Origin of the sequence: Micromonospora sp. NBC_01655, from assembly GCF_026339755.1 — a bacterium.
Lineage (GTDB): Bacteria > Actinomycetota > Actinomycetes > Mycobacteriales > Micromonosporaceae > Micromonospora.
Map to the genome: position 1 here is coordinate 2,313,017 of NZ_JAPEQF010000001.1, position 19,958 is coordinate 2,332,974.

A 19,958-nucleotide genomic window follows, 5' to 3' on the forward strand; every position below is an offset into this window, starting at 1 on the left:
TCGCGGGCTCAGCGCAGCGCGCGCCAGAGCAGGTAGAGGCCGATGCCGGTGCCGAAGACCACGATCAGCGTCTTCAACACCACCGGCGGCAGCCGGCGGACCAGCCGCGCGCCCACGTACCCGCCGACCAGCGCCGCCGGGGCGACCACCGCCACGGCGGCCCAGTTCACCGGCCCGAACAGCGCGAAGATCACCAGCGTGGTCAGCCCGACCGTGGCGGAGAGCAGGTTCTTGACCGCCGTCACCCGGGCCAGCGTCGCGTCCAGCACCAGGGCCAGGCCGGCCACCAGCATCACCCCGAGCGCCGCGCCGAAGTAGCCGCCGTACACCGCGCCGACGGCGACCATGGCCTGCACGGTGACCGTACGGCGGCGCGGCGCCAGGTCGGCCGGGTGCCCGACGAGCCGGCGCAGCGGATCCTGGAAGGCGAGCACGGCGGTGGCCCCGAGCACCAGGAACGGCACCACCAGCTCGAACGCCCGCGCCGGGGTGGCCAGCAGCAGCAGGCACCCGACGATCGTGCCGGCGACGGTGGTCGGCAGCAGCAGCCACAGCGCCCGCCCGCGCGGCAGGTCCGTCCGGCTGCCCGCCACGCTGGCCACGTACCCGGGAAAGACCGACACGGAGTTGCTCACGTTCGCCGGCACCGGCGGCAGGCCGACCGCGATCAGGGCCGGAAAGGTGATCAGCGAACCGCCCCCGGCCACCGCGTTCACCGTGCCCGCGGCGAGGCCGGCGGTGACCAGGAGCGCGGCGTGGGAGACGTCCATGATCCCCGAGGCTAGTACCCGCGAGGCGCCCCCGCCCCCGTACCCTGGCCTTGATCCACTTCATGTCACGCACACGGCGGCGTCCCAGCCCCGCCAACCCCCAACATCCCTGACATCGTGTGGATCAATGGCGGGTGAGGGTCGGCAATAGTCGAGGCCGCCGCGTCGTTAGGATGATGACGCGACGGACGAGTCGACCGGGCGGTCGCGTCGACGGGCTCCGGCCCGTCGCCGAGGAACGTCCGGACTCCACAGGGCAGGGTGGTTGCTAACGGCAACCCGGGGCGACCCGCGGGACAGTGCCACAGAAAACAGACCGCCGGCCCCAAACGGGGACGGTAAGGGTGAAACGGTGGGGTAAGAGCCCACCAGCATCCCGGGTGACCGGGATGGCTCGGTAAACCCCACCCGGAGCAAGGCCAAAACGGGCCGTCACCGCAAGATGACGACCCAGCGCAGACGCTTGAGGGCTGCCCGCCCGATGTCTGCGGGTAGGCCGCACGAGCCTGTCGGCGACGGCAGGCCTAGATGGATGGCCGCCGCTGGCGCGAACCCCGCGAGGGGTACGCGCCGGGCACAGAATCCGGCGTACAGGTCGACTCGTCCGTCGCCTACCAGCTCAGAGCCGCGATCAAGGCTCTGAGCTGGCTCTATGTTCGGGTGTCGATGGTCGTTCTTGGTCAAGCTTGGCCGGCGTTTGACGCCTGAGAACGCACTGGGAGTGGACTCAGTGGCCTTGCTTCCGGCCGGGCGGGCCGCGCCGTCGTGAGGCCTCTCCGGAACTGGTGCGTGGGGGCTGCGGGAGAGGGCCGGGTATGTCCTGGCGGTGGAACTGGTGCCGCGACCCGGTTACTCGGTGGCAACTAGCCCTGTCCTGTCGATCATGGAAGCCAGCTGACGGCGGCGATCACGACGAGGCTGGCCCGGTAGAGGGATGCGCGTTTGGCGTATCGGGTCGTCGGGCTCACGCCACTGTTTGAGCCGGTTGAAGCAGCGCTCTACGACGTTGCGCAGCTGGGTGCTCACGAACGCAGACGGATCGGCACAGGTGTGCTCCGGTACCTGGCTCGCGCCAGCTTCATCGCTGTCATCAACCAGGTCGATGAAACGGCGGAATCGGCGCGCACAAGGCAGTCATCACGCGACCATGGTCGGATGGGACGAACGTCGGAGCCGGCGCGGGCCGGGGGCATCCTGCGCAGCGAGGAGGACGCCCGGCAGTCCAGCTTCCTGGAGCTGTTCTTCGACCTGGTGCTGGTCTTCGCGCTGCTCGGGGTCGTCAGCCGGATAGTGCCGGACCTGCTCTCCAACAACGTCCGCCTGCACTGGCTGTCGCTGCCGAACACGGTCGTCCTGGCCCTGCCGCTGCTCCGGCTGTGGACGACCACCACGTACATCACCAGCCGGTTCGACTGCCGCAACCACTGGATTCAGCTGCTGGTCCTGGTCAGCGCGTTCGGCCTGCTGATCATGGCGACGTCCCTGCCTTACGAGTTCGAGGCACGCGGCGAATCCTTCGCCGTCGTGTACGTGTTGCTGCACATCGGACGCCCCTTGCTGCTCCGGCCGCTGTTGCGAGAGCACGAGGCGATACGGGCGCTCTACACCCGCCTGGCCATCTGGTCCAGCGTCTCCGGCGTAGTCTGGCTCGCCGGAGCGGTGATACAGGGATCCAGCCGGGTCGCCCTGTGGTTGATCGCCATCACCGTCGACCTGGTCGCGGCGCGGTTCAACTGGCCGATACCCGGCATGCGCCGACCACCGGCCAGCGGGTGGGCGATGGCCAACAGCAGCCACCTCCCCGAGCGCTACCAGCAACTGTTGCTGATCGCGCTCGGCGAGACGGTGGTGTCAATAGGCCTCACCTACGCCAACCACCCCGCCACGCTCGCCGCAACGGTTGCCCTGGTGATCACATTCTTCTCGTCCGTGCTGATGTGGCGGATCTACTTCTATCGCGCTGGCCAGGTGCTGGCCGAGGCTGTCGCGATGTCGTCGAACCGGGCAGTTGCCGGCGGGACGATTGGCGTGGCCCATGTGCTCATGGTGCTTGGCATCCTCGCCGTCGCGGCGGGCTCGGAGATCGTGCTCGCGCATCCTGGCGGGCGGTCCGAGTTGGCATGGCTGGCGGTCATCCTCGGTGGGCCGGCGGTCTTCCTGATCGGCCGCATTCGGCTGGAACGGATCGTCTTTGACCGGCTCGCCCTGCGCCGGGTCGTCGGCATCGCCGCTCTGGCTGTGCTGATGCTGGCGCTGTGGCTGGTCTCCGGGGCGCCACTGCTCGCCGCCATAGCCGCTGCCGTGGTGCTGCTCGGCGTAGCCGTCTCGGACGCTCGACACGCCGCTGGCCGCCCACCGGAGGCCCCGTCCCCGGCCGCGTAGTGGGGACAGTCCGCAAAAGGTCCACGGACCCGCGCACCGCCAGGCTCCGGTAGCAGCGGGGCGATCACCACCCACGCCTCATCGGTCAACTCACCACGACGCACCAGTCGGGCGTGGCTACCGCGTCATGTTCTGTCGACCTCCACTGGAGCACACAGCCTCTACGCCGATTCGACCACCGCCGGTGTGGCCGGCTGCCAAGATGTATCGGGTGGTGGGTGGGGATGAAGCATCCGATCGCAGTTCGGCGCGGGCACCGCTCGGTACGCGCTGGCTGCGTGAGGGCACCGGCGTGTCCACCGTGGAAGTCTTCTTCGACCTGGCGTTCGTCTTCGCGTTCATCCAGGTCACCTCCTTGATGGGCGACGACTTCACCGGCCACGGCATGCTGAACGCGATGCTTGTGCTGGCCCTGCTGTGGTGGACATGGTCCGTCTACACCTGGTTGGGAAACACCCTCCAGGCCCGGACCGGGCTGATCCGGATCGCGTTGCTGGCCGTGGCAATGATCACCTTCGTGATGGCGGTGGCGGCTCGGCAGGCGTTCACCGATCTCCCGGGTGCGGCCATCTCCGGGCCGCTGGTGTTCGTCGCGTGCTTCGTGGTCGTCCGGCTGGTGCATCTGGCGCTGCGCTGGCACGCCGTTCCCGGCACGGGGCCACGCATCGTCCTGCGGGTCGCCGTGCCACTGTTCGTCGCCTCGGTCCTGCTGTCCGCCGCCGCCGTCGTGCCGCAGCGACTGTTTCACGACCCAGGGATGGTCAAGGGCAGCCAGACCGGTCTCTGGATGCTCGCCATCGCCATCGACTATGGCTGCAGCCTGCTGATGCGGTCGTGGGGGTGGCAGGTCGTCTCGGTCCGGCACTGGGCGGAGCGGCATGGCCTCATCGTGCTCGTCGCGTTCGGCGAGTCGCTCATAGCGGTTGGCCTTATCAGCAGCCGTGTGCCGATGACTGGGGGGCTCGTCGCGGCCTCCGCCTTCGCCGTCGTCATCGCAGCCGCACTGGGCTGGACATACTTCGACGTCGTGGCTATCGCTGCGGAACGCACGCTGATCGTCAAACCTGTCCAGCGCCGGCTTGCCGCCGCCCGTGACGCCTACACCTATCTGCATCTGCCGATGATCGCGGGCATCATGCTGCTCGCCCTTGGTCTGGAGAAGGTGGTGGCGATCATCGAACACAACGAACTGCACCGTGCGTCCGTGCCGCTGGCAGGTCTCGGCCTCTACGCCCTCTACGGTGGGGTGTCCCTGTTCCTGCTCTCCCACGTCGGCTTCCAACTGCGGATGACGCGCTTGGTCAGAAGGATCATCTGGTCACGACTGACCACCGCGGCGCTGCTGGCGGGGATCATCCCGATCGCCAACCAGTTCCCGGCGGTGGCAGCGCTCGGCCTGCTGGCGACCATCTGTGTCGGCATGGTCATTACGGAGGCCATCCTCGCCGGCGGACAGCGTAAGGAACTGCGCGAGGCCGCTCTGACCGGAAGCCTCTGGTCAGAGCGGCCAACGCGTCCCTGACCGCGATGGCGGGCAGGACCCTTCTTGGGTGTGGCCGGCGGATCACCTTGAATGCCGCAACCGGCACCCCCACTCGTTGCCATCCCGATGCCCTCATGGAGGTCAGGTGGTCAGGGCAGCGAAGTCGGCGACCAGGGTGGTGTAGACGATGTGGCGCTCAAGGCAGCCCGGGGATCGCGGCACCTTCCCTCCAGGCGAGCGATCCATTGTGAATCCACCCGAGCGTTTCGGCCCACCAGTCGGCGAGCGGGTGCGGGTCGGCGCCGTCCTGCGTCACCTGGAACTGGTATGCCGCTGCGGTTACCTCCGGTCTCGGTAGAGGTCCCGGAGGAGACAGACCTCGGCTCCGTGATGGATCATCTCCCGGTTGATGTGGAGCACGAGCATCGCCAGCGGAGAGTCGGCGTACGGCCCCTCGGCCGGCCCGCAGGGGCGAACCAGCCCGTCGTCGCCCAACTCTCGTACGCCCCTGATCCAGGTGGCGTACGCCTCGTCGAGCTGTCGGAGTGCGTCGTCTGCCGTGCCGGCGTACCCGAAGCTGTCGTAGTCGCACGGTGGGCCGCCGAAGTGGGCGGCGCTGCGCTGGCCGAGGACGCCGACGATGACGTGGCCCAGCCGCCAGGCGATCGTCGTGACGGGTGGCGGCTTCGGCTCCGGCCACTCGTACTCGATGACGTACTCGCCGGAGCCGTGCGCGGCCTCGGTGCGGCACTCCGCGCGCGGTCGTACACTCCAGGATCCCGCGACGGGCTCCCATCCGTACTCGTCGTCGGTCAACCCGTCGAGCCGGCGCCGTAGCTGGTTGTGCCAGTGCCAGTCCAACTGGTCGGCAAGCTGCTCGTTCCAGTCGATGTTCATGCCCCTACGCTACGGGCAATTGCGGACAGATTCGGTCCTCGTTGTCTGGCAAGCTTGATTCATGCTCGACACGTCGGCCCGCCTGCTGCGGCTGCTCTCGTTGCTGCAGTCACGGCGGGAGTGGGCCGGTCCCGAGCTGGCCGAGCGGCTCGACGTCACCGTGCGGACACTGCGCCGTGACGTGGCCCGGCTGCGCGACCTGGGTTACCCGGTCCGGGCAACGCCCGGCGTGGCCGGCGGCTACCAGCTCGCCGCAGGGTTGGCGTTGCCGCCGTTGCTGCTCGACGACGAGGAGGCGGTCGCGGTGGTGCTGAGCCTGCGGACCGCGACCAGCCACACCGTGACCGGCATCGCCGAGAGCTCGCTACGCGCGCTGGCCAAGCTGGAACGCGTACTCCCGGCCCGGCTGCGCCAGCGCACGGCCGCCCTGCGGTTGGCCACCGTGCCGCTGGTCGGCCAGGCGCCCACCGTTGACCCGGACACGCTCACCGTGATCGCCGAGGCGTGCCAGGACCAGCGGTGCCTCACCTTCGGGTACCGCAGCCGCGACGGCGCCGCCAGCGTCCGCACGGTGCAGCCGCACCGGTTGGTGCACACCGGCCGCCGGTGGTACCTGGTGGCGCGCGACGAAACGCGCGACGACTGGCGTACGTTCCGGGTGGACCGGATCGACGACCCCCGGTCGACCGGGGCTCGCTTCACTCCCCGCGACCCACCCGACGCTGCGGCTTTCGTCTCGGAGTCCGTCGCAGCCGGGCCGTACCGTTTCCGTGCCCGCATCCTGATCCACGCCCCGGCCGACGTGGTCGCGGAGCGCTTTCCACCCACGACCGGCATCGTCGAGACGGTGGACGAGAGGAACTGCCTGCTCACCACCGGCGCGGACTCGGTGACGCTCATCGCGGTGCACCTCGCCCTGCTCGGCCACGACTTCACCGCACTCGAACCCGCCGAACTGGTCAAGGAGCTGAAGGTGCTGGCCGATCGGCTGCACCGCGCACACCTGGCCTCGGTGACGCAGGCACCGGGACCGACGCCAGACCGTGCCACCTAGCGCACCGGCGTACCGGTCGACTCGTCCGTCGCCCACCGATCCAGGGTCGCGACCAGGGCTCTGAGCAGCCTGCCACCTGAGTGGCGAGGAGCGACGTCGGCCCGCATGTGGACCGACGTTGGCGGAGCCGTACTACGCTGCGGCCCGCTCCGAGAAAGGACCTCCGATGCGCAGGACCCTGCTGCCGCTGCTGACGATTGCCCTGGTCACCGGGTTGGCCTGTGGTGCCGGCGACGAGAGTCCGGCCGAGAACGAGCGGGTTGCGGGCGCCACCTCGGGCCCGGGCAGCCGGGCCGCCGACGCGGATGACGCCCCCGCCGACAGGAGAACTGCGGCGCCCACCAACCACAGCACCGCGCCGGTGAGAACCAAGCCGCTGACCTGCAAGCAGTTGGAGACCGCGTGGCTGGGCAGCGCGGGACAGCCGTACAACGGCTATCACAGCCCGATCCGACTGACCGACGGGCTCTGGTCCGGCGAGGACGGTGTGGTCGTCCAATTGCAGTGGCCGTGCGCGGTCGGCGAGCTGACCGGGGACGATGCCGCCGACGCGGTGGTGCCGGTGCTGATGGACGGCGGCGGTACGGGCAAGTTCTGGCAGCTCGCGGTCTTCCGCAATGCCAACGCCGGGCCGGCGTATCTGACCATGACCGAGATCGGTGACCGGACGCCGGTCGAGCAGGTGTCCATCAGTGGACGGCAGGTGATGGTGACGTTCCTGATGCGTCCGGACGACCCGTCGTCGCCGGTCGACGTCATCCGACGTACCGCCGCCTACCGGCTCGATGGCGACCAGCTCGTGGCGACCGGCCACACCGATGCCCCTGTCTGACAGGCCAGCACAACAATCGTCGCGACAACACCGATTAAATTGATCAGGATCACGCGGCGCCGGTGGCTACCAACTGCTGAGTCTCATTTCTTCGGCCACCGGGTTACGAGACGTCCCTTGGTCAGGCGGCGACTGAAGGCCCGGCTGGCGCGAGGGACCGGCAACCGACCCCGGGAATCGTAGACTCACCGGGATGGGCGGCAACGACGAGCGGGACCTGGTCCGACGAGGGTATGACGCGCTCTCCTACCACTACCGCCCGGACGATGCCGACGACGGCCAGTACGCGCCCTGGCTCGCCGACCTGCACCAGCGCCTGCCGGCCTCGGCCGCGGTCCTCGACCTCGGCTGCGGCTGCGGCGTGCCGGTCGCCCGCTTCCTCGCCCACGCCGGACACCAGGTCACCGGCGTCGACATCAGCGACGTGCAGGTCGAACGGGCCCGCCGCCTGGTGCCCACCGCCACCTTCCTGCGTGCGGACGCCACCCGGCTCGACCTGGCACCGGAGTCGTTCGACGCCGTGGTCTGCCTCTACGCCCTCATCCACATGCCCCTGCCCGACCAGCCGGGTCTGGTCGAACGGATCGCGACGTGGCTACGCCCCGGCGGCTGGCTGCTGACCACCGTCGGCCACACCGCCTGGACCGGCACCGAGAACGCCTGGCTCGACGGTCCCGCCGCCATGTGGTGGAGCCACGCAGACGCCCCCACCTACCGGTCCTGGCTACGGCGGGCCGGGCTGACGATCACCGCCGAGGAGTTCGTCCCCGAGGGCGCCAGCGGGCACACGCTGTTCTGGGCGCGACGACCGGCGAGCTGATCCGTCAGCAGGTGGCGATCGTCGACGTGGCACCCTGGTCGTGCTCACCGATCCGGACGGGATGGTCGCACTCCGGGCCGCCGATCAGGTCGACTCCCGTGGGCGGCTGCTGGCGCGTAGCACCGGTCGACAGGTAGCCGATACCTGATGCCGCGGGTGCTGCCGGGGCTGCCGTCGAAAACCTGGGTGCGGGGGACGCCGGCTCACCCTTAGGCTCCCGTTCGACGAGCTGGTAGGCGGCCCTGTCGACAGCGGTCAGTCAGTGGATCGGAGATGGGCAGAGGGATGACTTGTCAACTGTTCGCGATCAGTTTCGACGCGAGCCAACCTCTGCGTCTCGCACGGTTCTGGTCCGGGGTCCTGGGTTGGGAGGCGGCCGATGATCCACACGACGGTGTCGCGCTCCTGCCCAGTGATGACACCGGGTTCCGAATCCGCTTTCTTCCGACCCGGCGGCCGAAGGTCGGCCAGAACCGGATGCACTTCGATCTGACGAGTACTTCCCTGGAGGACCAGCAGCAGACGGTGGCCAGGGCGCTGGGACTTGGCGCACGGCACATCGACATCGGCCAACGCCCGGAGGAGGGGCACGTGGTGCTCGCCGACCCCGACGGCAACGAGTTCTGCGTCGTCGGGCCGGGCAACAACTTCCTTGCCGACTGCGGATTCGTCGGAGCGCTGGCCTGCGACGGTTCGCAGGAGGTCGGGTACTTCTGGAGCGAGGCGCTGGGCTGGCCGCTGGTCTGGGATCAGGACCAGGAGACCGCGATCCGCTCACCGCTCGGCGGTCCGAAGATCACGTGGGGTGGTCCACCGCTGATGCCGAGGACAGGCAAGGACCGACTGCACTTCGACCTCGCTCCGTCTGTGCACGGTGATCAGCAGGCGGAGGTCGACCGTCTGCTCTCCCTCGGGGCGACCCGAGTCGACATCGGCCAGGGCGAGGTCAGTCGGGTGGTGATGGCCGACCCCGATGGCAACGAGTTCTGTGTGTTGACGCCCCGGTAGCGCGGCCAGTGTCCGGCGGGGGGTACTCAGCAGGTCGCGATCATCGCCGATCCCAGGGCCGGTGCGGTTCGTCAGCCCTCGCTGATCGCCAGCTCGGCCAGTTGGTCGAAGGTCCGCACGAGGACCTCGCGCCGCTGTGCCCGGTACTCCGGGCCGGGCTCCAGGTCGTCGATCGCCCCGTCCCAGACCTCCAGGTACCGGGTCTTCCAGGCGGCGATGGTGGCCGGATCGGGCAGGATGGCGCCGGCGTAGTTCTGCCGCGCGACGAGGTGGAGCAGCTCCAGGTTGCACGGCACCACGACGCCCCAGTAGTCGTCCGGCTCGATCCAGGACGGGTCGCCAGACATCGCCTCGGTGACCTCGGCGATCAGTCGTTTGGTCAGGTCCGACAGGTGGTCGGCCGCCGTGTCGTCGTCGAAGTTCCCGCTGCCCCAGGTTCCCATGCTCTCCGCACCCTCTCCGCACTCGAATCCGACCGGGATTGAACCAGACCCCACCGACCGTTTCTCCCCGCCCGCCGGTTGTCCGGTGCCGGCCGGGTGACTCGCATAGGGTCGTGACGTCGTCCCGAGGCATCGGTGAGCCCGGGACGGGCCGCGCCCGGCGGACGAGCGACAGCGCGTCGGGCAGCGGCCGGACCGCCCACGAGCTCTGTCCCGAGGAGGAGGGCACGATGCCGGACAGCGAGCGTGAGGCCGAGCTGCTCGACGCCGAACGCCGGCTTCAGGCCGCCCAACGGGCGGGAGACGTGGCCGCCCTCGACGGGCTGCTCGACGAGCGCCTGATCGCCTTCGGCCCGGACGGGAACAGGTTCACCAAGCAGGACGACCTGGCCGCCCACCGCGACCGGACCTCCGTCGTCGACGAGCTGGTGGAGGAGGAGCTGGACCTGATCGTCGAGGGGGCGACCGGGGTGACGTTCTTCCTGGGGCGGGTGACGGGGACCTTCGGCGGGGCCCCGGTCACGGCGAGGCTCCGGTACACCCGGACGTGGACGTACGGCGAGCACGGCTGGCGGATCGTGGCGGCCCACATCAGCCCGGCCTGAGCGCGGCCCGGGCCACGGGACGGGGTCACTCGCTGGCGTCCACCGTCCGGGGCCGGCCGTCCTCGGCCGGGCGCGGCGCGACGATCTGCACGGACACCCCCGCGTTGCGGTTGTGCGTCTCGATCCACGAGTCCAGCGCCGACCGGCAGGCGAGGTCCACGTGCCGCAGCCCGCGCAGGTCCAGCCGTACGGCCCGGTCGACCGGCAGCCCGTTGAGCGTGGTGAGGATGGTGGGCAGCCGCAGGAACGTCGCGTTCCCGGAGATCGCGACGTCGATCGGCCCGGCCCTGCCGTCTCGTACGGTGACCCGCACGTGGGACGTCTCCCACGCCGTCTTCACGATGGCCAGGCCGAGGCCGACGAGCACGCCGACGAACATGTCGGTGGTGAGGATGGCCCCGGCGGTCGCCGCCAGCACCACCACCTCGCCCCGGTGCCCCCGCCACAGCTCCGGCACCGCCCGCAGGGGCAGCAGCTTCACCCCGGCGTGGACGAGCACGGCGGCCAGCGCGGGCAGCGGGATCAGCCCGAGCAGGCCGGGCGCGGCGGCGGCGAACAGCAGCAGCCACACCCCGTGCAGCACCCGGGACGCCTTCGTCCGCGCGCCGGCCCGCACGTTGGCGGAGCTGCGCACGATGACCGCCGTCATCGGCAGCGCGCCGAGCAGGCCGCAGACGGTGTTCCCCGCGCCCTGCGCCACCAGTTCCCTGTCGAAGTCGGTGCGTGGGCCCTGGTGCAGCCGGTCGACCGCCGCCGCGCTGAACAGGCTCTCCGCCGACGCGACCAGGGTGAACGTCGCGATGGTGGCGAGCACGCCCAGGTCCGCCAGCGTGCCCAGGTCCCCGAGCGAGGGCCGGACCGCCTCGATCAGCCCCTCGACCCTGATCGTGTCCACCGGTAGCCGGAGCGCGGCGGTCACCCCGGCCGCCCCGACGACGGCGACCAGCGCGCCGGGGACCGTCCGCAGCTGGCCGGGCAGGGCGTCCCAGAACACCATGGTCACAAGGGTGGCCCCGCCGACGGCGACCGAGAGCTGGGCCGTGGTGGAGGTGACGAGGTCACCTGCCAGCCCGGGCAGGGCGGTGAACTTGCCCGGCCCGGAGTGCGGCGCGGTGCCACCGGCCAGAACGTGGAGCTGGCCGGCGATGAGCAGCAGGCCGATGCCGGCGAGCATGCCCTGCACCACGGCCACGGAGATGGCCCGGAACCAGCGGCCGAGCCGCAGCAGCCCGAGGCCGACCTGGAGCAGCCCGGCGACCAGCACGATGGTGCCGAGGCCGGCCAGTCCGTAGCGGTCCACGGCCTCGGCGACCAGCACGGTCAGCCCGGCCGCCGGGCCGCTGACCTGCATGCTGCTGCCTGGCATGAACCCCACGACCAGGCCGCCGACCACTCCGGTGACCAGACCCAGTTCGGCGGGTACGCCGGAGGCGACGGCGATGCCCACGCAGAGCGGCAGCGCGACGAGGAAGACGACGAGGGAGGCGGGCAGGTCGGCGCGCAGCGTGCGCCAGGGCAGGGCGGGAGCCAGCATGATTCACGTCCGGGAGGCTTGGGGAGGGCAACGGGTGAACCACCGTGCCCGCCGCCGGCCCGGCGACCGCCGGGGTCGGCGGTACACAGACGGACGGCGCGGGTGGTCGGCGGTCGACGGTGCGTGGGGACCGCTCCGGTGTGGCCGGGCGAGGTCGCCGCCCGGACCGGCGCCACGTCGACCGGACGGCGGGCGGGTGGCTGCGATGGGCGCCCCCAGGGCGGGGCCCGTCAGCAGCGGGGCCCGTCAGCGGCGCAGGATGCTCGGCGGCGCAGGCTCAGCGACGCGGGGCGCCCAGCGGCGCGGGCGCGTCAGCGGCACAGGGGCGCTCAGCAGCGCAGGATGCTCAGCCGGACCGGGTCGGGGCCGGCGTCGACGGTGAGCGGACGCCCGTCGGCGGTGTTGTCCCGGCGCAGGTGCGTGTCGGGCAGTGCCGACGTCACCTGCGCCACGCTGTCGCGGCGGTCGGTCGACTGGGCGCCCCGGCCGGAGCGGGTGACCGACCCGCACGCCTTGCCGTCGAAGCCGGCCACGACGGTGCCCGCCGGCGACCGGTCGGTCCGTGCGTGGAGCGTCGCCACCGCCGGGCGCGCTTCGAGCGTCACCCGCCCAGGGTGCGCCGCCGTCTCCGGCTCGGGCGTCGCGGCGGCGTGCGCCGCGACGGGTCCCTGGGCGGTCGTGGTGAGCGGCGAGCGGCAGGCGAAGCTGACGTGCAGCAGGAGCGCGCAGGCGAGCAGCGGGGCGAGGGCGACAAGTCTGCGCTGCACCGCTCACCCCCAGGCCGGTACGCGTGCTCGCGCGACCGCGCGTCCACGTGGGGATCAACCCGCCTCGCAGGGCATCGGTTACGCCCGTTCCAGCAGGTGAACGGGGTTGTCAGGGGGTCGGCGGGTGGAACGGCTCCCGGGCCGGCCCCGCCGCGGCCCGGCACAGCCGGCCGCGGATCTCGACCCCGACAGCATGCCTGCCGGACACGGGGCACGGGGCGGCCCCGGAGCGATCGGGCGCTCCGGGGCCGCACCAGGGTGGGGGGTGATCAGCTGGCGGGGGAGAGGTACAGCAGGCGGTTCGGGGAGCCGGTGCCCGGGCTGCCGACCGCGCCGGTGGTGGCCGTGGAGACCAGGTACGAGGCCACCTGGGCCGGGGTCCAGGTCGGGTTGTTCTGCAGGACGCGGGCGGCGGCGCCGGCCACGTGCGGGGCGGCCATCGAGGTGCCGCTGATGGTGTTGGTCGCGGTGTCGTTGGTGTACCAGGACGACAGGACGCTCACGCCCGGGGCGAAGATGTCCAGGCAGGTGCCGTAGTTGGAGAAGCTGGCCCGGGCGTCGTTGCTCTGCGTCGCGCCGACGGTGATCGCCGTGCCGACGGCGGCCGGCGAGGAGTTGCAGGCGTTGGCGTTGGAGTTCCCGGCGGCCACCGCGTAGCTGACGCCGTCGGCGATGGAGTTCGCCACGGCGGTGTTCAGCGACGAGTTGAGCCCGCCGCCGAGGCTCATGTTGGCCACCGCCGGCTGGCCGGCCTGGTGGTTCGAGGTCACCCAGTTGACGCCGCCGATGACACCGGCGGTGGTGCCGCTGCCGGCGCAGTTGAGCACCCGCACGGCCACCAGCCGGACGCTCTTGGCGACGCCGTACGTCGAGCCGCCGACGGTGCCGGCGACGTGGGTGCCGTGGCCGTTGCAGTCGGCGGCCGGCAGGGCGTTGTCGACCGCGTCGTAGCCGTCGACGGCCCGGCCGCCGAAGGTGGTGTGGGTGGTCCGGATGCCGGTGTCGATGATGTACGCGGTGACGCCCGACCCGGTGCTGGTGTAGCTGTAGGCGCTGTTCAGCGGCAGGCTGGTCTGGTCGATCCGGTCCAGGCCCCACGGCGGGTTCGTCTGGGTGGTCTGGATGCTGACCTCGTGGTTCTGCTCGACCCAGGCGACCGCCGGGTCGGCGGCGAGCCGCTTGGCGGCGGACTCGGACAGCCGCGCCTCGAAGCCGTTGAGCGCCTCGCCGTACACCTGGGCGACGTCGCCGCCGTAGCGCTTCGCGAGCGTGCCGGCGGAGCTGGTGACGGCGGCGGCCTGGGTGCCGGCCCGGCCGCCGACGGCCGTGTCCTTCAGGACGACGATGTAGCTGGAGGGGACGGCGGTGGCGCCGCCGGCGTAGCGGATCTCACCGGTCGCCGGTGCCGCGGACACCGGGCTGCCGATCAGGGTCGTGGCCATCGCCGAGATGGTCAGCACACCTAGAGCGGCGACCTTGCGGGGGAGCGTCATCTGTCGGTCTCCTCTGCATCTGACCGCGCCCGAACTGGTCGTACGCGGTCCGAGAACTTGGTGACAGGTTATCGACAGATACATGTCTGGCTATATATCAGTAGGGTCATAGCATCGCGCGCAGCTCGTCGAGGACGGCCCGCTGGAAGGCCCGCGCCGCCTGGCCACCCGGCGGCGGGCCGCCGTGCCGGGCGGCGATCGCCCGCTCGATCGGCGCCGCGTCGGGATGCCCCCGCTCCACCAGCCGCCGCCCGGCCGCGACCTTGGGCAGCCACACCCCGTCGCGGCAGCGCACCAGCGAGCGGCAGGCGCCGAGCACGGCGTCCTCGGCGCCGACCGCCGGCGCGTCGCCGGGCGGCGTCGGCAGCGCGAGCCACCAGGTCAGCGCGTCCACCAGCAGCCGGCGCAGGTCGGCCGGCGCCAGGTCGGCGAACGCCTCCGCCGCCGGGGGCCCGGCCAGGGCCAGCCCGCCGGAGTGCAGGATGCTGCGGTCCAGCCCGTACCAGAACCGGCCATCCGCCGCCGGCCGCCCGTCGCCGGACCAGGTCACCCGGAACGGCATCCGGGCGCCGGTGTTCAGCTCGACCTCGAAGCCCGGCTCCGGGGTGCCGGAGCGGGCCACCGCCCGCCGGTAGACGACCAGCTCCAACCCCCGCGCGGGGCAGGGCAGCGCCTCGTGCCGCAGCCGGGCCACCAGCTCCCGCTTGCGCCCGTCGGCCAGGGCGTGCGCGCAGACCAGCGCCACGTCGACGTCGCTGCGCCCCGCCTGGTACGCGCCGAGGGCGACCGAGCCGGCCGCGTACGCCCCCACCAGGTCGGCGCCGAGCACGTCGCGGGCCGCCCCGACCAGGTCCGTCAGGTACTGCCGTACGTCCGGGTCCATGCCGCATTGTGGCCCGCCGGCCCGGGGCGGGTCGGCCCGGGCCGGCGCGCGGCCGGGCGACCGGTCGCGGCGTCGGCGCGGCCCGCGCGTGGTGGTGGGCCCCCGCCCGCCTGCTCCCGGTCCGCCTGCTCCCGGCCCGTCAGCTCGGCCGCGAGCGGGCGCCGGGTCACTGCCGGTGGTTCGGCGTCACGCCGTGGAGCAGGGCGGCGAGCCGCTCGGCCACCGCCGGGGCGTGCAGGTGCAGCCGGGCCACGTTGATGGTGTCGCCCCCGACCACGGCCAGCAGCTCCTGCGTGCCGACCGCGTAGACGCTGAGGTAGCCGAGCGCGTTGCGGACCGTGGACTGCTGGAAGTCGCCCTGCCCCAGCCGCAGGCCGACCTGGCGGCCCCGGCCGTACGTGGTCGCGGCCAGTGCCGCCAGGTCGCTCGGGTCGACGTCGGTCTGCATGTTGTGGGTGATCATCAGGCCGTCCACCCCGCCGAGCACGCAGCCGAGCACCCCGGGGATCTGCACGCGCAGCTCGGCCAGCGCCTGACCGATCCGCGGGTACGGCAGCGCCGGGTTCCCCGCCAGCGACGGCGGGAGCGAGCGGGGCGGCGGCATCCCCTCGGGTGGTCGGGCGGTGTGGCGGGGAGGACCGTCCCGGCTCGGGTCCAGCTGATATCAAGTTCCCCAGGACGGGCGGTAGGGGACAGCAGATCCCGTACCGGCCCTCGTGGTCAGTCCGCCGCCGCCGGCACGCCACGGCGGGCCTGCCGGGTCGCCGACGCACCCGGTCCGGCGGATTTCGCGGTTCCGTCCCGGCCGCTGACCTGCACGTCTACTGTGGAAGCCGCCACCGGTTCTGGTTGAACCGGTGGCGGCCGGGCGGTTCGCGGTGCACAGTGATCCCATGAGCGACAGCGGAAGTGGTGGGCACTACTACTGGTGCACGCGACACCACCGGGTCGAGACCGATGCCGACGTCTGCGCGGCGCGGCACGTGCTCGGGCCGTACGCCTCGGCCGCCGACGCGGAGAACGCCCTGCACCAGGTGCGGGAGCGTAACGACGCGTGGGACGCCGAGGACGCCCGCTGGGCCGGGGAGGACAGATAAGCGGCGCGGGACCGCCCGCGTCGAGGAACTCCGTGCCCCGCGAGGAGGCACGCGAGAGCATGTCCCCAAGGAGGGAACCGAGATGGCCGAAGCACAAAAGGCCACCACCCGCCCGGCCGCCAAACGTACGCCCGCGAAGAAGACCACCACGGCCGCGCGGGCCACGGGCGGGACCCGTGCCACGGCCGCGCGCCCCTCGGGGACGGCCGGCGCGGCGGCCCGGGGGGCGACCGTGACCAAGGCGTCCCCGAACGCCTCCGGCGCCGGGGCGGGACGGGTGCCGGCGAAGGCGGCGGTCGCGAAGAAGGCCGCCGCGACGAAGATCGTCGCGCGAAGGGCCCCGGTGTCGAAGACCGCCGCGAAGAAGGCCCCGGCCGGCAGGACCACGGCGAAGAAGACCCCGGCCGCCCGGAGCACGGCGACGAAGACGGCCGCCGCGGGCACCGCGACGAAGCGGACGAGCACCGCCGCGGGCACCGCGACGAAGACCACGGCGAGGAAGACCACGGCGACGAAGGCCGCAGCGACCAAGACTGCGGCGAAGGCCGCAGCGAAGGCCGTGCCGAAGAAGGCCACCGCGACGAAGGCGACGGCGGCGAAGGCGACGGCGGCGAAGAGGACGGGCGCGGCGGCGAAGAAGACGACCGCCGTGGCCAGGAAGGCCCCGGCGAAGAAGACCGCCGCCGCGACGAAGAACGCCTCGACCCGGCCCACCGGCGGCGCCCGCAAGGCCGCCGCGAAGGCCCCGGCGAAGAAGGCGACCGCCACCTCGTCGAGCACCACCCGCAAGGCGGCGGCGAAGAAGGCCCCGGCGAAGAAGACCCCGGCGAAGAAGACCACGGCGAGGAAGGCGACCGCCCGGACGGCGGCGCCCCGGACGGCGGCGGCCCGCGCGAGCGCGCCGCGCGGCGCCCGGGCGACGGCCCGCAAGGCCACCGGCTGAGCGCTGCCGCCCGGCGCTGACCGCCCGGCGCGGATCCGCCGCCCGTACCGGTACGCGGCCCGCACCGGTACGCCGCCCGCACCGGTACGCGGCCCGGGCGGCGGATCCGCGCCGGTGCCGGGGGAGCGGATCACAGGTTCCGCTGTCAGGATTGACCCCGTGGTGATCCGACGCGTACTGGCGCCCCGCATCGACTTCGGCGCGCTGCGCCGCGAGCTGGGGTTGCCCGAGCAGTTCCCGCCCGCGGCGCAGCGCGAGGCCGAGACGGCGGCCGCCGCGCCGCCCCGGCCCGCCGCCGACCGCACCGACGTCCCGTTCGTCACCGTCGACCCGGCCGCCTCGCGGGACCTCGACCAGGCGATGCACCTCGCCCGCCGCCCCGGCGGCGGCTACCGGGTCCGGTACGCCATCGCGGACGTCGCCGCGCACGTGCGCCCCGGCGGCGCGCTGGAGGAGGAGACCTGGCGGCGGGGGCAGACCGTGTACCTGCCCGACGGCAACGTGCCGCTGCACCCGCACACCCTGAGCGAGGGCGCGGCCAGCCTGCTCCCCGGCGAGGACCGGGCGGCCGTGGTGTGGACCCTCGACCTCGACCCCGACGGCGGCACGGTCGCCGTCGCGCTGGAACGCGCCCTGGTGCGCAGCCGCGCCAAGCTGGACTACGCGGGCGTCCAGGCCGACGCCGACGCCGGGCGGCTCCCCGAGCCGATCGCCCTGCTGCCCGAGATCGGCGCCCTGCTCACCGCGCGCGGGCTGCGCCGGGGCGCGGTGAACCTGCCGCTGCCCGAGCAGGACGTCGAGGCGGACGGCGACGGCTGGCGGCTGGTGCTGCGCGGGCCGGCGCCGATGGAGGACCACAACGCCCAGATCTCCCTGCTCACCGGGATGGCCGCCGCCGACCTCATGCTGGCCGGCGGGATCGGGCTGCTGCGCACCATGCCGGCGCCGAAGCCGGAGGCGGTGGCCCGGCTGCGCACCGCCGCCGCCCCGCTCGGCGTCGACTGGCCGGCCGGCGCGGGCGTGGGCGAGGTGCTCGCCGGGCTGGACGCCGCGGAGCCCCGGGCGGCGGCGTTCGTCGACCAGGCGGCCGAGCTGATGCGCGGCGCCGCGTACACGGCGTTCGACGGCGCGCCGCCCGACCGGCCGGAGCACGGCGGGGTGGCCGCCGCGTACGCCCACGTCACCGCGCCGCTGCGCCGGCTGGCCGACCGGTACGCCACCGAGGTCTGCCTGGCCCTGCACGAGGGCCGGGCGGTGCCCGACTGGGCCCGGGCGGCGCTGCCGAAGCTGCCGGAGGTGATGGCCGCGACCGACCGGACCGCCGGCGCGGCCACCCGGGGCGCGGTCGAGCTGGCCGAGGCGGTACTGCTGGAGCACCGGGTCGGCGAGACGTTCGATGCGGCGGTGCTCGACGTGGACACCCCGCCGAACGGCCAGCCGAAGCCGGGCCGGCAGCCCGGCGGCACGGTGGCCCTGGACGCCCCGCCGGTGCGGGCCCGCTGCACCGGCGAGCTGCCGCTGGGGGAGCGGGTCCGGGTCCGGCTGGTCACCGCCGACCCGGTCACCCGGAAGGTCCTCTTCGCGTTGGCCTGAGCGCGGCCGGGCCGGTAGCAGCGAAGATTCTCACACCGGCGGGTGCTGCCGGGGCATCGGGCCGTTTGCGAGGATGGGCGGATGGCATACGACGCGAGCAGGCTGCCAGACGTGTCCGGGCTGACCGTCGGGATCATCGGCGGCACGGGTGACCAGGGCCGGGGCCTGGCCTACCGGTTCGCCCGGGCCGGGCAGACCGTGCTGATCGGCTCTCGGTCCGCCGAACGGGCCGCGCAGGCCGCCGAGGAGATCGCGGCCCTGCCCGGGGTGCCGTCCGGCGCGACCGTCACCGGCGCCGACAACGACGAGGTGGCCCGGGGCAGCGACGTGGTGGTGATCGCGGTGCCGTGGGACGGCCACGCCGCCACCGTCGCCGCCCTCGCGCAACCGCTCGCCGGCAAGATCGTCGTGGACTGCGTGAACCCGCTGGGCTTCGACAAGCAGGGCCCGTACGCGCTGGCCGTCGAGGAGGGCAGCGCCGTCCAGCAGGCCGCCGCGCTGCTGCCCGACTCCCGGGTCTGCGCCGCGTTCAACCACGTCAGCGCGCCGCTGCTGGCCGACCCGGAGATCGACCGGATCGACCTCGACGTGCTGATCTGCACCGAGGACCGCGAGCTGGTGGACGTCGTCGGGGCGCTCGCGGCCCGCATCCCCGGCATGCGTGGCGTCTACGCCGGCCGGCTGCGCAACGCCCACCAGATCGAGGCGTTCACCGCCAACCTGATCGCCATCAACAAGCGCTACAAGTCGCACGCCGGCATCCGCGTCACCGACGTCTGATCCGTCGCCGGCCCGGGCGAAAGATCCCGGGCGGGCGGCGGCCCGGGGGCTACCGGCGCCGGGGCAGCGGATGGCGGCGGTAGCGGGGAGCGGGCGGACCGAAGGCCAGGGCGTTCTCGTCGAGGGCGTTGTGGACGACCAGGTCGCCCCGGGGGAAGGTGAAACCGAGCGCGACGGCGCCGTTGGCCAGGTCGCGCTTGCCGCCCCGCCACTCCAGCAGCGTGACCGCGCGCAGCTTCTGCCCGCGCAGCGCGGCCAGGCCGGGCAGTGGCTCCGCGCGCCAGGCCAGCCGGAGGCCGGGCCAGTCGGGCCCGTCGACCGGGGACACCGAGTTCCAGGTGACCGAGAGGTCGTCGAGCTTGCGGTGGTTGATCTCGACCTGCTCGCCGGCGAAGTCCAGCAGCACCGGGCAGTCGGCGAACCAGGAACCGTCGTCCAGGTCCCAGGCCAGCCAGGCCCGGGTCAGCGGGCGCCCGGCCAGCGCCGCGAGCCGGGCACCGTGGGCCGCCTCGACGGCCGCCCGCCCCTGGAGCCACGCGGGCCGGTAGCCGGGGACGCCGTAGTCGACCATCTC

At 72.8% G+C, this 19,958-nt stretch carries 20 protein-coding genes, 1 other RNA gene and 1 pseudogene; 12 read left to right on the forward strand and 10 right to left on the reverse strand.

From position 1 onward, the window contains the following. Nucleotides 1-8 precede the first annotated feature (8 nt). Nucleotides 9-770, reverse strand: a complete 762-nt coding sequence (locus OOK41_RS11055; protein WP_117669050.1) for a sulfite exporter TauE/SafE family protein — start codon at nt 768-770, stop codon at nt 9-11. A gap of 189 nt (nt 771-959) precedes the next feature. Here OOK41_RS11055 and rnpB point away from each other — a divergent pair. Next, an RNA gene (gene rnpB / locus OOK41_RS11060) (RNase P RNA component class A) lies at nt 960-1,377 on the forward strand. 274 nt (nt 1,378-1,651) lie between these two features. Here the strand turns inward: rnpB and OOK41_RS11065 are convergent. After that, nucleotides 1,652-1,793: pseudogene (locus tag OOK41_RS11065) on the reverse strand (IS5/IS1182 family transposase); the annotation flags it as partial. 132 nt (nt 1,794-1,925) lie between these two features. Here OOK41_RS11065 and OOK41_RS11070 point away from each other — a divergent pair. Together OOK41_RS11070 and OOK41_RS11075 are read left to right on the forward strand one after the other, a co-directional pair. Beyond that, the gene (locus OOK41_RS11070) at nt 1,926-3,152 is read left to right on the forward strand and encodes a low temperature requirement protein A (RefSeq protein WP_266267777.1); all 1,227 of its coding nucleotides are present in this window, start codon (nt 1,926-1,928) and stop codon (nt 3,150-3,152) included. A gap of 202 nt (nt 3,153-3,354) precedes the next feature. Next, the gene (locus tag OOK41_RS11075) at nt 3,355-4,674 is read left to right on the forward strand and encodes a low temperature requirement protein A (protein WP_266264377.1); all 1,320 of its coding nucleotides are present in this window, start codon (nt 3,355-3,357) and stop codon (nt 4,672-4,674) included. A gap of 300 nt (nt 4,675-4,974) precedes the next feature. On the opposite strand, the gene OOK41_RS11080 is transcribed toward OOK41_RS11075, so the two are convergent. After that, nucleotides 4,975-5,526 carry a DinB family protein gene (locus tag OOK41_RS11080; protein WP_266267778.1) on the reverse strand — a complete coding sequence of 184 codons (552 nt, stop codon included), beginning with the start codon at nt 5,524-5,526 and terminating at the stop codon, nt 4,975-4,977. Nucleotides 5,527-5,593: 67 nt separating this feature from the next. Here OOK41_RS11080 and OOK41_RS11085 point away from each other — a divergent pair, with 67 nt between their 5' ends. From OOK41_RS11085 to OOK41_RS11100, 4 genes are all read left to right on the forward strand, one after another. Beyond that, nucleotides 5,594-6,586 carry a YafY family protein gene (locus OOK41_RS11085; protein WP_266264379.1) on the forward strand — a complete coding sequence of 331 codons (993 nt, stop codon included), beginning with the start codon at nt 5,594-5,596 and terminating at the stop codon, nt 6,584-6,586. Nucleotides 6,587-6,752: 166 nt separating this feature from the next. Beyond that, complete coding sequence (locus OOK41_RS11090) at nt 6,753-7,418, forward strand: hypothetical protein (protein WP_266264382.1); 666 nt, start codon at nt 6,753-6,755, stop codon at nt 7,416-7,418. 193 nt (nt 7,419-7,611) lie between these two features. Then, complete coding sequence (locus tag OOK41_RS11095; protein ID WP_266264384.1) at nt 7,612-8,238, forward strand: class I SAM-dependent methyltransferase; 627 nt, start codon at nt 7,612-7,614, stop codon at nt 8,236-8,238. Nucleotides 8,239-8,511: 273 nt separating this feature from the next. Beyond that, on the forward strand, nt 8,512-9,246 hold the full coding sequence (locus OOK41_RS11100) for a VOC family protein (RefSeq protein WP_266264386.1): 735 nt from the start codon (nt 8,512-8,514) through the stop codon (nt 9,244-9,246). A 71-nt stretch (nt 9,247-9,317) separates the two neighbouring features. On the opposite strand, the gene OOK41_RS11105 is transcribed toward OOK41_RS11100, so the two are convergent. Continuing rightward, on the reverse strand, nt 9,318-9,689 hold the full coding sequence (locus tag OOK41_RS11105) for a DUF4259 domain-containing protein (protein WP_117669039.1): 372 nt from the start codon (nt 9,687-9,689) through the stop codon (nt 9,318-9,320). A 113-nt stretch (nt 9,690-9,802) separates the two neighbouring features. Here OOK41_RS11105 and OOK41_RS11110 point away from each other — a divergent pair, with 113 nt between their 5' ends. Next, the gene (locus OOK41_RS11110) at nt 9,803-10,294 is read left to right on the forward strand and encodes a nuclear transport factor 2 family protein (protein WP_266264389.1); all 492 of its coding nucleotides are present in this window, start codon (nt 9,803-9,805) and stop codon (nt 10,292-10,294) included. Between the two features lie 25 nt (nt 10,295-10,319). Here OOK41_RS11110 and OOK41_RS11115 read toward each other — a convergent pair whose 3' ends face one another. The 5 genes from OOK41_RS11115 to OOK41_RS11135 form a co-directional block, all read right to left on the reverse strand. Beyond that, complete coding sequence (locus OOK41_RS11115; RefSeq protein ID WP_266264391.1) at nt 10,320-11,828, reverse strand: SulP family inorganic anion transporter; 1,509 nt, start codon at nt 11,826-11,828, stop codon at nt 10,320-10,322. A 329-nt stretch (nt 11,829-12,157) separates the two neighbouring features. After that, complete coding sequence (locus tag OOK41_RS11120; protein WP_117669037.1) at nt 12,158-12,595, reverse strand: hypothetical protein; 438 nt, start codon at nt 12,593-12,595, stop codon at nt 12,158-12,160. 269 nt (nt 12,596-12,864) lie between these two features. Then, nucleotides 12,865-14,088 (reverse strand): S8 family peptidase, encoded by a 1,224-nt coding sequence (locus OOK41_RS11125; protein ID WP_117669036.1) that lies wholly within the window; start codon nt 14,086-14,088, stop codon nt 12,865-12,867. 106 nt (nt 14,089-14,194) lie between these two features. Beyond that, nucleotides 14,195-14,971: a nucleotidyltransferase domain-containing protein gene (locus OOK41_RS11130; protein WP_117669035.1), complete on the reverse strand. Its 777-nt coding sequence runs from the start codon at nt 14,969-14,971 to the stop codon at nt 14,195-14,197. A gap of 166 nt (nt 14,972-15,137) precedes the next feature. Beyond that, a complete protein-coding gene (locus tag OOK41_RS11135) occupies nt 15,138-15,575 on the reverse strand; it encodes a roadblock/LC7 domain-containing protein (RefSeq protein ID WP_266264395.1) in 438 nt (145 codons plus the stop codon). Nucleotides 15,576-15,864: 289 nt separating this feature from the next. Here OOK41_RS11135 and OOK41_RS11140 point away from each other — a divergent pair, with 289 nt between their 5' ends. From OOK41_RS11140 to npdG, 4 genes are all read left to right on the forward strand, one after another. Continuing rightward, nucleotides 15,865-16,068 carry a hypothetical protein gene (locus OOK41_RS11140; RefSeq protein WP_117669081.1) on the forward strand — a complete coding sequence of 68 codons (204 nt, stop codon included), beginning with the start codon at nt 15,865-15,867 and terminating at the stop codon, nt 16,066-16,068. Nucleotides 16,069-16,150: 82 nt separating this feature from the next. Then, nucleotides 16,151-17,011 carry a histone gene (locus OOK41_RS11145; RefSeq protein ID WP_266264398.1) on the forward strand — a complete coding sequence of 287 codons (861 nt, stop codon included), beginning with the start codon at nt 16,151-16,153 and terminating at the stop codon, nt 17,009-17,011. A 159-nt stretch (nt 17,012-17,170) separates the two neighbouring features. After that, entirely contained in the window at nt 17,171-18,604 is a 1,434-nt protein-coding gene (locus OOK41_RS11150; protein WP_266264401.1) for an RNB domain-containing ribonuclease, read from the forward strand. Between the two features lie 81 nt (nt 18,605-18,685). Next, nucleotides 18,686-19,384: an NADPH-dependent F420 reductase gene (gene npdG / locus OOK41_RS11155; protein WP_117669032.1), complete on the forward strand. Its 699-nt coding sequence runs from the start codon at nt 18,686-18,688 to the stop codon at nt 19,382-19,384. Between the two features lie 49 nt (nt 19,385-19,433). On the opposite strand, the gene OOK41_RS11160 is transcribed toward npdG, so the two are convergent. Next, nucleotides 19,434-19,955 carry a hypothetical protein gene (locus OOK41_RS11160; protein WP_266264403.1) on the reverse strand — a complete coding sequence of 174 codons (522 nt, stop codon included), beginning with the start codon at nt 19,953-19,955 and terminating at the stop codon, nt 19,434-19,436. Nucleotides 19,956-19,958: the final 3 nt, after the last annotated feature.

Excerpts from the sequence above, each read along its gene's own strand:
- OOK41_RS11075 (WP_266264377.1), top strand. The coding sequence starts at position 3,355 with ATGTATCGGGTGGTGGGTGGGGATGAAGCATCCGATCGCAGTTCGGCG.
- OOK41_RS11145 (WP_266264398.1), top strand. The coding sequence starts at position 16,151 with ATGGCCGAAGCACAAAAGGCCACCACCCGCCCGGCCGCCAAACGTACG.
- OOK41_RS11095 (WP_266264384.1), top strand. The coding sequence starts at position 7,612 with ATGGGCGGCAACGACGAGCGGGACCTGGTCCGACGAGGGTATGACGCG.
- npdG (WP_117669032.1), top strand. The coding sequence starts at position 18,686 with ATGGCATACGACGCGAGCAGGCTGCCAGACGTGTCCGGGCTGACCGTC.
- OOK41_RS11085 (WP_266264379.1), top strand. The coding sequence starts at position 5,594 with ATGCTCGACACGTCGGCCCGCCTGCTGCGGCTGCTCTCGTTGCTGCAG.
- OOK41_RS11105 (WP_117669039.1), bottom strand. The coding sequence starts at position 9,689 with ATGGGAACCTGGGGCAGCGGGAACTTCGACGACGACACGGCGGCCGAC.
- OOK41_RS11135 (WP_266264395.1), bottom strand. The coding sequence starts at position 15,575 with ATGCCGCCGCCCCGCTCGCTCCCGCCGTCGCTGGCGGGGAACCCGGCG.
- OOK41_RS11115 (WP_266264391.1), bottom strand. The coding sequence starts at position 11,828 with ATGCTGGCTCCCGCCCTGCCCTGGCGCACGCTGCGCGCCGACCTGCCC.
- OOK41_RS11140 (WP_117669081.1), top strand. The coding sequence starts at position 15,865 with ATGAGCGACAGCGGAAGTGGTGGGCACTACTACTGGTGCACGCGACAC.
- OOK41_RS11090 (WP_266264382.1), top strand. The coding sequence starts at position 6,753 with ATGCGCAGGACCCTGCTGCCGCTGCTGACGATTGCCCTGGTCACCGGG.
- OOK41_RS11130 (WP_117669035.1), bottom strand. The coding sequence starts at position 14,971 with ATGGACCCGGACGTACGGCAGTACCTGACGGACCTGGTCGGGGCGGCC.
- OOK41_RS11100 (WP_266264386.1), top strand. The coding sequence starts at position 8,512 with ATGGGCAGAGGGATGACTTGTCAACTGTTCGCGATCAGTTTCGACGCG.
- OOK41_RS11055 (WP_117669050.1), bottom strand. The coding sequence starts at position 770 with ATGGACGTCTCCCACGCCGCGCTCCTGGTCACCGCCGGCCTCGCCGCG.
- OOK41_RS11160 (WP_266264403.1), bottom strand. The coding sequence starts at position 19,955 with ATGGTCGACTACGGCGTCCCCGGCTACCGGCCCGCGTGGCTCCAGGGG.
- OOK41_RS11125 (WP_117669036.1), bottom strand. The coding sequence starts at position 14,088 with ATGACGCTCCCCCGCAAGGTCGCCGCTCTAGGTGTGCTGACCATCTCG.
- OOK41_RS11070 (WP_266267777.1), top strand. The coding sequence starts at position 1,926 with ATGGGACGAACGTCGGAGCCGGCGCGGGCCGGGGGCATCCTGCGCAGC.